This window comes from Methylococcus geothermalis, from assembly GCF_012769535.1.
In the GTDB taxonomy this organism is placed as follows: domain Bacteria; phylum Pseudomonadota; class Gammaproteobacteria; order Methylococcales; family Methylococcaceae; genus Methylococcus; species Methylococcus geothermalis.
In genome coordinates, this window is sequence record NZ_CP046565.1 from 307,978 (window position 1) to 319,431 (window position 11,454).

Sequence of the window (11,454 nt, forward strand, 5' to 3'; positions counted from 1 at the left end):
GCGAGGATACCCCCGCAAGCGCCGGGAAACAAATGGGCCGCTAGCGGGAAGAGGCCCCGAGGAGATCCGCCGCCAGTTCGGCCAGACGCCGGGATCCTCCGCCCTCGCCCAGGGTCCGCTGGACTCCGGCCAGATCGCGCCGGATCCGCAAGGCGTAGCCGGGTTCATTTAGAATCCGGAGAACCTCGGTGCCGACCGCTTCGGCGTTGGCCTCGCGCTGGATGAACTCCTGCACGATCTTGCGTCCCGCCAGGATGTTCGGCAGGCCGATGAAAGGAATCGTCACCAGCAGCCTGCCGAGCCAGTAACTGAGCGGCGCAAGCTTGTAGACGATGGCCATGGGCACGCCGAGCAGGGCCACTTCGAGGGTCGCGGTGCCCGAGGTGGTCATGACGGCGTCGCAGCAGCCCAGGACGTCGAGTCGGCGGTCCTTGACGAGCCGGACCGGCACCGGCGCCGCCTCCAGTTCGGCGGCCAGCAGCTCGTCGGTGACCGAAGGCGCCTGGATCAGCACGAAACGGGCGTCCGGCCGCTCACCGGCGATCCGCGCCGCGGTCTGCAGCATCATCGGCAGCAACCGGCGGATTTCATTGCCCCGGCTGCCGGGCAACAGACCGACCAGGGGACCGGATTCGCCCATCCCCAGCTCTCGCCGCATCCTCCCCGCATCGGCGACCGGCGCGATCTTCCCGGCCAGGGGGTGACCGACATAGGTCACCGGAATGCCATGCCGCTCGTAGAAGGGCACTTCGAACGGAAAGATCACGGCCATATGGTCGATCGCCCGGCCATAGTCCTTGACCCGGCCCGGACGCCAAGCCCAGACCTGCGGGCTGACGTAGAACAGCACCTTGATGCCGGCCGCCTTGGCGGCGCGGGCCAGGCGGAAATTGAATTCCTTGTAGTCGACGCAGATCAGCAGATCGGGCCGCTCGGCGCGGGCCAGCGCCTTCATGGCCTCGAGCGCGCGGCTGATCTCGCCGTAATGGCGGGCGATCTCGGCCAGCCCGATGACGCCGAGGCCGGTGGAGTCGACCCGGATGTCGATGCCGGCCTCGCTCATCGCGGGGCCGCCCATGCCGGTGCCGCGGACCTCCGGAATCAGCCGCCGGAGTTCGCGGAACATCGCGGCGGCATGCTGGTCGCCGGAGGCTTCCCCGGCGACCAGCATGACCAGCGGAGCACGCTCAGCCATTCACCGCCTGGCGCACCACGTCCGCGATCTTGCGTACATCCGCTTCCGCCAGTTCCGGGAAGATCGGCAGCGAAACGCAGCGCGCCGCCACCGCCTCGCATACGGGCAGGCTGACGTCGGCATAATCCTGCGCGAACACGTTCTGCCGGTGCAGCGGCACCGGATAGTAGATCGCGCAGCCGATGCCGGCTTTCTGCAGCGCCTCCAGGATGGCGTCGCGGCGGTCGCTCAGCAGGGTGTACTGGTGGTAGACGTGCACGCCGATGCCATCCTCGTAAGGCACTTCGGCGACACCGGCCATGAGTTCCGAATACAGGTGGGCGACGCGGCGGCGGTTGGCGTTGAATTCGTCGATGTATTTGAGCTTGACCCGCAGCACCACGGCCTGCAGCTCGTCGAGCCGGCTGTTGTAGCCGATCACGTCGTGGTAGTAGCGCACCTTCGAGCCATGGTTGCGCAGCATCTTGACCTGCTCCGCCACCGCGTCGGAATCGGTCGTCACCAGGCCGCCGTCGCCGTAGCAGCCCAGGTTCTTGCTGGGGAAGAAACTGAAGCCGGAGCTGATGCCCATACTTCCGGTCTGGCGGCCACCGACGGTGGCGCCGAAGGACTGCGCGCAGTCTTCGACGATCTTCAGCCCATGGCGGTCGGCGACGGCCTGGAGCCTCGGCATGTCGGCCGGCTGGCCGAACAGATGCACCGGCATGATGGCGCGGGTCCTGGCCGTCACCGCGGCTTCGACAGCCGCGGGGCAGAGATTGAAGGTCTTGGCGTCGATGTCGACGAACACCGGCTTGGCGCCGACGTAGCGGATCGCCTCCGCCGTGGCGATGAAGGTGAAGGGCGAGGTGATGACCTCGTCGCCCTCGCCGATGCCGGCGGCGAGCAGGGCCAGATGCAGGGCGTCGGTGCCCGAGGCCACCCCGATGGCATGCTTCACGCCCAGGTATTCGGCGGCCTCCTTCTCGAAGGCCTGCACGTTCGGCCCCAGCACGAAGGCGCAGGATTCCAGCGCATCCGCCAGGCCCTTGTCGATTTCCGGCTTGAGGCGGGCGTATTGGGTCTTGAGGTCAACCATGGGGATCATGCGGCAAAACTCCTGAATATCTTCAACACTTGAGCAGATGGGTGATTTCGGTGGCGGTCGCCAGGGCGCGGCGGCCGGCCGATCCGGACACCAGCGGCTCGCGGTTTTCGCGGATGCAATCGAGGAAATGGCGGATTTCTTCCATCAGGGCGTCGCCGTTCTCGAACACCGATTCCTCGCTGAGGATTTCCGGCACGCCGGGGAACATCTCGCCCTCGCCCTTCCAGTGACGGGCCAGCACGCGGTTCTGGAAGTCGACCGAGACGTAGGCGTTGGGCATGAACATGCGCATCTTGCGCTCGACCTTCAGGCTGACCCGGCTGGCGGTGACGTTGGCGACGCAGCCGCTCTTGAACTGGAGCCGGGCATTGGCGATGTCGATGTCGCCGGTGAGCACGGCCACGCCCTTGGCGTCGATCCGCTCGACCTCGGAGTCGACCATGTCGAGGATGATGTCGATGTCGTGGATCATCAGGTCCAGCACCACACTGACGTCGTTGGCGCGGGGCTTGAACGGCGCCAGCCGGTGCGATTCGATGAACAGCGGCTTGTGATGATCCAGGTCCAGCCCCAGCACGGCGGCGTTGAAGCGCTCCAAGTGGCCGACCATCAGCACGCGCTGCTTTTCCTTCGCGATCCGGATCAGCTCGTCGGCCTCCTCCACGGTCACGGTGATGGGTTTCTCCACCAACACATGCGCGCCGGCTTCGAGAAAATCGCGGGCGACACGATGGTGCAGGCTGGTCGGCACCACGACGCTGACCGCATCGACCTTGCCCAGCAGGGCACGGTAGTCGGTCAGACCTTCGACGCCCAGGCGGTCGCCGATCTCGGCCGCAGCGGCAGGATCGGCATCGACCACGGCGACCAGTTCGCAGCCCGGCAGGGCGGCATATTTTTCCGCGTGGAACTTGCCGAGATAGCCCACGCCGATCACGGCACATTTCAAAGCACTCATGGGATAGACCGATAGTTTGGAATTATTCCGCTTCGCGCCCTTCCAGCTCGAAGAACGCCAGGGTTCCGCGCTTGGAGCCTGCGCCGAGCCAGGCGCGGAGATACGCCAGTTCGGGTGTGTCGGGCAGATCGTCGAACGTGCCGCGGGCGCGCAGGCGGCGGAAAGCGGCCGACACGGCCTTCAGCCGGTCACCGTCGATCCCGGCTCGGCGCATGCCGACCAGGTTGAGACGGTAATGCTTGCCGGGGCGGCCACCGACCATGGTATAGGGGATCACGTCCTTGTTGATGCCGGCCAGCCCCTGCAGCATGGCGAGGCTGCCGATCCGGCAGAACTGATGCACCATCACCCCGCCGCCGAAGAACACCCGGTCGTCCACTCGGCAGTGACCACCCAGGGTGGCGCCGCTGGCCAGGATGTTGTGGTCGCCCAGCACGCAATCGTGGCCGACATGGGTGTTGTTCATGAGGTAGTTGTTCGATCCCAGCCGGGTCGAACCGCCGGCCTGGGTGGCGCGGCTGATGGTCACGCCCTCGCGCAGCACGTTGCCATCGCCGAGACCGACATGGGTGACGGTAGCGGGGTCGAATCCCAGGTCCTGGGGCAGACCGCCCAGGACGGCGTGGGGATGGATCACGTTGCCGCGCCCCATGCGGACAAAGGAATGAATCACGGCATGCGCGCCGACGCGGCAGCCGTCGCCGATCTCGACATGGTCTTCGATCACGGCGAAGGGCCCCACGCTGACGTCGGCGCCGAGTTTGGCCGTCTCGGCGATACAGGCGGTGGGATGGATACTGGACATTTCTCGCTACCTCCTCAGCCCCGCGGATGAAAGCGGGTATGCAATTCCTTGAGCCGCTCCTGCGCCACATGGGTATAGATCTGCGTGGTCGACAGATCGCTGTGTCCGAGCAGCATCTGCACGACCCGGAGATCCGCACCGTGGTTCAGCAGATGGGTGGCGAAGGCGTGGCGCAGGGTATGTGGCGACAAGGGCTTGGAAATCCCGGCCTGCAAGGCGTAGCGTTTGATGAGATACCAAAAGGCCTGGCGCGTCATCGGACCGCCCCGGTCGGTGACGAACAGGAAATCGCTCTGCCTGCCCTTCAGAATGCCCGGCCGCACCTTGTTCAAATAGCGCTCCAGCCAATCCAGGGCTTCCTCGCCGACCGGCACCAGCCGGTCCTTGTCGCCCTTGCCGCTGACCCGTACCACGCCCTGACGCAGGCTGATCTGGCCGAAACTCAAGCCGACCAGTTCGGTGACGCGCAAGCCGGTGGCATAGAGCATTTCCAGCATCGCCCGGTCGCGGAAGCCCAGCGGGGTATCGGCGTCCGGCGCGGCCAACAGGGCCTCCACGTCGGTCTCCGTCAACGTACTGGGCAGGGAACGGCCCAGCTTCGGCGCATCGATCAAGGCGCAGGGATCACTGGCGATTTCACCGCGCCGCAGCCGGTACGCGCAAAAATGCCGGATGCAGGAAAGCACGCGCGCCGAAGTCCGCCCCGTGCCTTTCTGACGGTGCCGCCAGCCTAGATAAGATTCGATGTCTTCCCCGGTTAGCGCGTCCAGCGTCGAACGCCGGTTCTTCGCCAACCACGCCGCGAACAGGCTGAGATCGCTCCCATAAGCCTTCAGGGTGTTGCGGCTCAAGCCTTCTTCCACCCAAAGCGACTCGACGAAGCGCTGGATCATCAAGCGGTCGGCCTCGCGGACTTCGTCGGCACCCGGCAGTGCTGCCTTCATCCGCGCCCCGTGAAAAAACAAAGGGCGGAAAAACCGCCCTTCATTCCCGATGACCGATCGACCCGTGCGAACGATCCGCGATCCGTCAGATCTTTTCCTTGATGCGAGCCGCCTTGCCTGCGCGATCGCGCAGGTAGTACAGCTTCGCACGCCGCACGTCGCCGCGCCGCTTGACCTGGATTTCCTCGACCTGCGGGCTGTAGGTCTGGAACACGCGCTCTACGCCTTCGCCGTGGGAAACCTTGCGCACGGTGAAAGCGGAGTTGTAACCGCGGTTACGCTTGGCGATGACCACGCCTTCGAAGGCCTGCAAACGCTCGCGGGCGCCTTCCTTCACCTTCACCTGTACCACGACGGTGTCGCCGGGACCGAATTCCGGAATGACCTTCTGGCCCATCCACTCGGTTTCGAGCTGTTGAATGATGTTCATGAAACTAACCTCTGTTCTTTTGAGTTTCAAATTCCTGCTTGAATTCGTCCAGGAGTTCTTTCTGCTCCGGCGTCATCACACGGCAGGCCAGCAAGTCCGGCCGCTTGAGCCACGTCTTCCCCAGCGCCTGCTTCAAGCGCCAGCGCCCGATCGCGGCATGGTTGCCGCTCTGCAATACGTCGGGAACTTCCAGCCCCGCCACACTCTCCGGACGGGTGTAATGCGGATGGTCCAGCAACCCTTCGGTGTAGGAATCCTGCTCCGCCGATTCCGCATCGCCCAGTACGCCCGGCAGGAGACGCACCACCGCGTCGAACATGACCAAGGCCGGCAGCTCGCCGCCGCTCAGCACGTAATCGCCGATCGACCATTCCTCATCGATTTCGGTCTCGATCAGGCGCTCGTCCACGCCTTCATAACGCGCGGCCACCAGGATCAGACCCGGCACCGTCGCGAAACTGCGCACCGCCGCCTGATCGAGCCTGCTGCCTTGCGGGCTCATGAGAACGACCCGCGCGCCCGGCGCGGCCTGAGCCTTGGCCGCGTGGATGGCATCCCGCAGGGGCTCCACCTTCATCACCATGCCGGGGCCGCCGCCGTAAGGCCGGTCGTCCACCGTGCGATGGCGGTCGCTGGTGAAATCCCGCGGATTCCAGACTTCCAGCGACACCTTGCCGGTGGCGAGCGCCCGTCCCGTCACGCCGTACCGCGCCGCATCCCGGATCATCTCCGGGAACAGGGTCACGATGTCGAAACGCATGCGGGCCCCCGGTCTTTCAAAACTCGGGATCCCAATCGACCACCATCCGCGACTCGGCCAGGTTCACGGACTTGACGAACTCGCCCTGCACGAACGGTATCAGCCGCTCGCGCTCGCCCCGCACCACCAGCACGTCGTTGGCGCCGGTTTCCATCACATCGACGACCTCGCCGAATTCGACCCCGTTCAGGTTCGTCACCTTGAGACCGATCAGATCGACGCGGTAATACTCTCCCGGCGCCGGCGGAGGCAATTGGCTGCGGCGCACGGTCACCTCGAAGCCTTTCAGCGCCTCGGCCGCTTCGCGCGTATCCACACCTTGCAGGCGCACGATCACACAGCCCCCATGCTCGCGCCCTTCCAGCACATCGACCCGCCGTTCGGTATCGCCCTGCCGCAATGTCCACGGGATATAGCGGATCACATTACCGACCGGATCGGTGAAAGACGAAGCCTTGACCCAGCCTCTTACGCCGAAAGCGCCGACGATCCGGCCCACCACGACGGCCGGATCACTGCCGACATGTCCCGGCATCAAGCCGGTTGCTGCTTCTTGAATTCCTTGATCAGGGAAACCACGCGATCCGAAGCCTTGGCGCCGGTGCCGATCCAGTACTCGATGCGGCCCTGATCCAGGCGCAGCCGCTCTTCCTGACCCCGTGCAATCGGATTGAAGAACCCCACGCGCTCGATATAACGGCCATCACGCTTGCTACGGCTTTCCGCCACCACCACGTGATAGAAAGGACGCTTTTTTGCGCCGCCGCGCGCCAACCGAATGCTTACCATGCCTTTGCCTCTAGTCAAACCGTACGGAGAAAAGCGGGTATTGTATGCGATCCTGAAAAATTGTGAAGCCCCAGCATCTTGACCGGATGGAAAAAATGAGGGGCGCAAAGCGAAAAGCCCGGAAACCTTCCGGTACCGGGCTTATCCTGAAATGGCGGAGAGAGAGGGATTCGAACCCTCGATGCAGCTTTTGACCGCATACTCCCTTAGCAGGGGAGCGCCTTCAGCCTCTCGGCCATCTCTCCAGGAATACGGGGGAAGGAATCAATCGCTGTCGTGCTCAGGACCCGCCTGCTGCTCTTTCTTGATTCTTTCGTAAATCTCTTCGCGATGAACGGACACATCCTTGGGCGCATTGACTCCGATGCGCACTTGATTTCCCTTTACACCCAAAACAGTGACGGTCACATCATCACCTATCATCAGGGTTTCACCCACTCTACGAGTCAAAATCAGCATAAACCCTTCCTTTGTCCATTGCCCACACCAAGTTGACACGAGCCGTAGCAGCCACGTTGCCAACCCCCACCGATCAGGCGCGATCAATCTACCAGATGGGCCATGTTAGCAGTTTTCGGCCAAAGGATAAAGGTTCAGGCTGATTCCGCTCACACCGCATCCGGCTCGCGGTCGAGATTGAAGGCCTCGTGCAGGGTCCGTACCGCAAGTTCGAGGTACTTTTCGTCCACCACGATGGAGATTTTGATTTCGGAGGTCGAGATCATCCGGATGTTGATGCCTTCTCGCGCCAGCGCCTCGAACATCTGAGCGGCGATGCCGGCATGCGAGCGCATCCCCACGCCCACCAGCGAAACTTTCACGATCTTGTCGTCGCCGGCCACTTCGCGCGCGCCCAGGGCCATGCAAGTCGCCTCAAGGATATCCAGTGCCTTGCGGTAATCGTTGCGATGCACCGTGAACGTGAAATCCGTGGTTCCATCTTCCGCGATGTTCTGGACGATCATGTCCACCTCGATATTGGCACGGGCCACCGGCCCCAGAATCTGGTAAGCCACGCCCGGCTTGTCCGGCACGCCCTTGATGGTCAGTTTCGCTTCGTCGCGATTGAAGGCGATACCGGAGATCAAAGGTTTTTCCACACTTGCTTCCTCGTAAGTAATCAATGTTCCGGGACCGGCCGCGAAACTGGACAAAACCCTCAAGGGGACATTGTACTTGCCGGCAAACTCGACCGAACGAATCTGCAGCACCTTGGACCCCAAGCTTGCCATTTCGAGCATTTCCTCGAAGGTAATGCGGTCCAGCCGGCGCGCCTTCGGTTCGATCCGCGGATCGGTCGTGTAGACGCCGTCCACATCGGTATAAATCAGGCATTCGTCCGCCTTGAGGGCTGCGGCGAGGGCAACCGCGGTGGTGTCGGACCCTCCCCGACCCAGCGTCGTGATGTCGCCGGCCTCGGTGGTCCCCTGAAAACCCGCCACCACCACGACCCGCCCCGCGGCGAGATCGCCGCGGATGCGGTCGGTATCGATGTCGAGAATGCGCGCCTTGGTGTGGGCGTCGTCGGTGAGGATCCGCACCTGCCCGCCGGTGTAGGAACAGGCCGGGCAACCCTCCGCCTCCAGCGCCATGCTCAGCAGCGCGATCGTGACCTGCTCCCCGGTGGACAATAGAACGTCCATTTCCCGGGTGCTGGGCCTTTCCTGCATTTCGTGCGCCAGCGCTACCAGCCGGTTGGTTTCGCCGCTCATCGCCGACACCACGACGATGATGTCGTCGCCCCGGCTGCGCGCCTGGATGACGTTCCTCGCCACGTTCTTGATGCGTTCCGGCGAGCCGACCGACGTGCCGCCGTACTTGTGTACAAATAAAGCCATGATCGATTTCTGTTGCGTTTGGATCCTGAAGAAGCTAGACACCCAGCGCCCGCCGCACCCAGTCCGGCACCTCGTCCAGCGCCGCCTGCAGCCCTTCCGGCCGGTTGCCGCCGGCCTGGGCCAGGTCGGGACGACCGCCACCCTTGCCGCCGACGCGGGTCGCCACGGCGTTGACCAGATCGCCGGCGCGGATGCGGCCGGTCTGATCCTTGGTCACACCGGCGATGAGGCCGACTTTGTCGCCTTCGACCGCCGCCAGCACGATGGCGGCGCTGCCCAACTTGTCCTTGAGCTGGTCCATCAGATCGCGCAAGGCCTTGGCATCGGCATCGTCGACCCGTGCGGCCAGCACCTTGATGCCCGCGATGTCGACCGCACGGGACACCAAGTCGGCGCCGGCCGCGCCGGCCGCCTTGGCCTTCAGCCGCTCCAACTCCTTCTCCAGAGCGCGGTTCTTCTCGAACATCTGCTCGATCCGCTCTTCCAGCATCTCGCGCCCCACTTTCATGCGGTCGGCCAGCCTTTGCAGCAGGCGCTCCGTCGCCTCGACCGCTTCCACGGCCGCCGCCCCGGTGACGGCTTCGATACGGCGCACGCCGGCGGCGACGCCGGTTTCGCTCACGATCTTGAACAGGCCGATGTCGCCGGCGCGGCGGGCATGGATGCCGCCACACAGCTCGGTGGAAAACTCACCGATCCGCAGCACCCGCACCTCGTCGCCGTATTTTTCGCCGAACAAGGCCATTGCGCCGAGCTTCATCGCGTCCTCCTTGGCCATGACATCGGCGGTGACCTCGGCATTACGGCGAATCTCCCGGTTGACCAGGCGCTCGATTTCGCTAAGTTGAGCGGGGCTGATGGGCTCGAAGTGAGAAAAGTCGAAACGCAGACGCTCGGGGTTGACCAGGGAGCCCTTCTGCGCCACATGCTCCCCGAGCACACGGCGCAGCGCGGCATGCAGCAGATGCGTAGCGGAATGGTTCAGGGCGGTGGCATGGCGCAGCGCTTCCTCCACTTCCGCCCGGCAGGCGGCATCCCGGCGCAGCACGCCTTCGCGCAGTTTCCCCCGGTGCAGGATCAACTCGCCGCCCTGCTTGCGGGTATCGGTCACCTCGAACACTGCCGAATCGCTGCGGATCACCCCGCGATCCCCCACCTGGCCGCCGGCTTCGGCATAGAACGGCGTCCTCTCCAGTACCACCACGCCGTCCTCGCCGGCCTCCAGCCGGTCCACCGCCTGACCATCGCGCAGCAGCGCCACGATCCGAGTGTCCTCGACGGTGTTCCGGTAGCCGGTGAATTCACACGCCACATCGAGATGGACCTCCTGGGAGTAATCCACGCTGAAATGGCTGGCCGCCCGCGCCCGCTCCCGCTGGGCCTCCATCGCCAGCTCGAACCCGGCCATGTCGACCTGCAGACCATGCTCACGCGCCACGTCCGCGGTCAGGTCGACCGGGAAGCCATAAGTGTCGTAGAGCTGGAACGCGGTTTCGCCCGGAATCACTCGTTCCGGCAGATCGCGCATCGCGACGTCGAGAATCTTCATGCCCTGTTCCAGGGTCTCGGCGAAGCGCTCCTCTTCCTTATGGAGCACCTGTTCGACCCGCTGGCGGGATGCGACCAACTCGGGATAGGCCTGGCCCATTTCGGCGCACAACGGTCCGACCAGCTTGTGGAAGAACGGCTCGCGGATGCCGAGCTTGTAGCCGTGGCGGATCGCCCGGCGGATGATCCGGCGCAGCACGTAACCGCGCCCTTCATTCGACGGCAGCACGCCGTCGGTGACCAGGAAGGCGCAGGAACGGATGTGATCGGCGATCACCCGCAGCGAACTTTGGGCAAGGTCGGCCGTGCCGGCCAACTCGGCCGCCGCCTTGACCAGGTTCCGGAACAGGTCGATGTCGTAGTTGCTATGCACGCGCTGCATCACCGCGGCGAGCCGCTCCAGCCCCATGCCGGTATCCACCGAGGGCTTGGGCAACGGCGTCAGCGTGCCGTCGGCCGCGCGGTCGTACTGCATGAACACCAGGTTCCAGATTTCGACGTAGCGGTCGCCGTCTTCTTCCGGCGTTCCGGGAGGCCCGCCGGCGATGGAGGGACCGTGGTCGTAGAAGATCTCGCTGCACGGGCCGCACGGGCCGGTGTCGCCCATGGACCAGAAATTGTCGGACGTGGCGATGCGGGTGAGACGCCCCGGGTCGACGCCGACCTCGTCCAGCCAGATCCGTTCCGCTTCCTTGTCCTCGGCGTACACCGTGACCCACAGCCGCTCGGGCGGCAGCATGAGCACCTCGGTGAGGAACTCCCAGGCGTAGCCGATCGCCTCGCGCTTGAAGTAATCGCCGAAGCTGAAATTGCCCAGCATCTCGAAGAAGGTGTGATGGCGGGCGGTGTAGCCGACGTTCTCCAGGTCGTTGTGCTTGCCGCCGGCGCGCACGCAACGCTGCGCCGTCGCGGCGCGCACATAGGGGCGTTGCTCGCGGCCGAGGAACACGTCCTTGAATTGCACCATGCCGGCGTTGGTGAACAGCAGGGTGGGATCGTTGGCCGGCACCAGGGGGCTGGAGGCAACGATGCTGTGGCCGCGGTCTTGGAAAAATTTCAGGAATCGGGCGCGTAATTCCGCACTGGTCATGCTTGGTTTA

The 11,454-nt window shown here is 64.4% G+C and carries 12 protein-coding genes and 1 tRNA gene; all 13 read right to left on the minus strand.

The features are described 5' to 3' along the window. Positions 1 to 40: 40 nt before the first annotated feature. Positions 41 to 1,195 (minus strand): lipid-A-disaccharide synthase, encoded by a 1,155-nt coding sequence (gene lpxB, locus GNH96_RS01430; RefSeq protein ID WP_169601601.1) that lies wholly within the window; start codon positions 1,193 to 1,195, stop codon positions 41 to 43. Further along, positions 1,188 to 2,282 (minus strand): DegT/DnrJ/EryC1/StrS family aminotransferase, encoded by a 1,095-nt coding sequence (locus GNH96_RS01435; RefSeq protein WP_169601603.1) that lies wholly within the window; start codon positions 2,280 to 2,282, stop codon positions 1,188 to 1,190. The genes lpxB and GNH96_RS01435 overlap by 8 nt, the downstream gene beginning before the upstream one ends. Before the next feature lie 22 nt (positions 2,283 to 2,304). Next, a complete protein-coding gene (locus tag GNH96_RS01440; RefSeq protein ID WP_169601605.1) occupies positions 2,305 to 3,240 on the minus strand; it encodes a Gfo/Idh/MocA family protein in 936 nt (311 codons plus the stop codon). Positions 3,241 to 3,262: 22 nt separating this feature from the next. After that, a complete protein-coding gene (gene lpxA / locus GNH96_RS01445; protein WP_169601613.1) occupies positions 3,263 to 4,045 on the minus strand; it encodes an acyl-ACP--UDP-N-acetylglucosamine O-acyltransferase in 783 nt (260 codons plus the stop codon). 14 nt (positions 4,046 to 4,059) lie between these two features. Next, entirely contained in the window at positions 4,060 to 4,989 is a 930-nt protein-coding gene (gene xerD / locus GNH96_RS01450; protein WP_169601615.1) for a site-specific tyrosine recombinase XerD, read from the minus strand. A gap of 85 nt (positions 4,990 to 5,074) precedes the next feature. Next, positions 5,075 to 5,419, minus strand: coding sequence for a 50S ribosomal protein L19 (rplS, locus tag GNH96_RS01455; RefSeq protein WP_169601617.1), 345 nt, complete (start codon positions 5,417 to 5,419; stop codon positions 5,075 to 5,077). Between the two features lie 4 nt (positions 5,420 to 5,423). Continuing rightward, the gene (gene trmD, locus GNH96_RS01460; protein ID WP_169601619.1) at positions 5,424 to 6,179 is read right to left on the minus strand and encodes a tRNA (guanosine(37)-N1)-methyltransferase TrmD; all 756 of its coding nucleotides are present in this window, start codon (positions 6,177 to 6,179) and stop codon (positions 5,424 to 5,426) included. A 16-nt stretch (positions 6,180 to 6,195) separates the two neighbouring features. Then, a complete protein-coding gene (gene rimM / locus GNH96_RS01465; RefSeq protein WP_169601621.1) occupies positions 6,196 to 6,714 on the minus strand; it encodes a ribosome maturation factor RimM in 519 nt (172 codons plus the stop codon). Next, entirely contained in the window at positions 6,714 to 6,968 is a 255-nt protein-coding gene (gene rpsP, locus GNH96_RS01470; RefSeq protein ID WP_169601624.1) for a 30S ribosomal protein S16, read from the minus strand. Before rpsP ends, rimM begins: the two co-directional genes overlap by 1 nt. A gap of 152 nt (positions 6,969 to 7,120) precedes the next feature. Beyond that, positions 7,121 to 7,213, minus strand: a tRNA-Ser gene (locus GNH96_RS01475). A 19-nt stretch (positions 7,214 to 7,232) separates the two neighbouring features. Then, positions 7,233 to 7,427: a carbon storage regulator CsrA gene (gene csrA / locus GNH96_RS01480; protein WP_010959751.1), complete on the minus strand. Its 195-nt coding sequence runs from the start codon at positions 7,425 to 7,427 to the stop codon at positions 7,233 to 7,235. A 149-nt stretch (positions 7,428 to 7,576) separates the two neighbouring features. Further along, on the minus strand, positions 7,577 to 8,806 hold the full coding sequence (locus GNH96_RS01485; RefSeq protein ID WP_169601626.1) for an aspartate kinase: 1,230 nt from the start codon (positions 8,804 to 8,806) through the stop codon (positions 7,577 to 7,579). Between the two features lie 34 nt (positions 8,807 to 8,840). Next, a complete protein-coding gene (gene alaS / locus GNH96_RS01490) occupies positions 8,841 to 11,444 on the minus strand; it encodes an alanine--tRNA ligase (RefSeq protein ID WP_169601629.1) in 2,604 nt (867 codons plus the stop codon). Positions 11,445 to 11,454 lie beyond the last annotated feature (10 nt).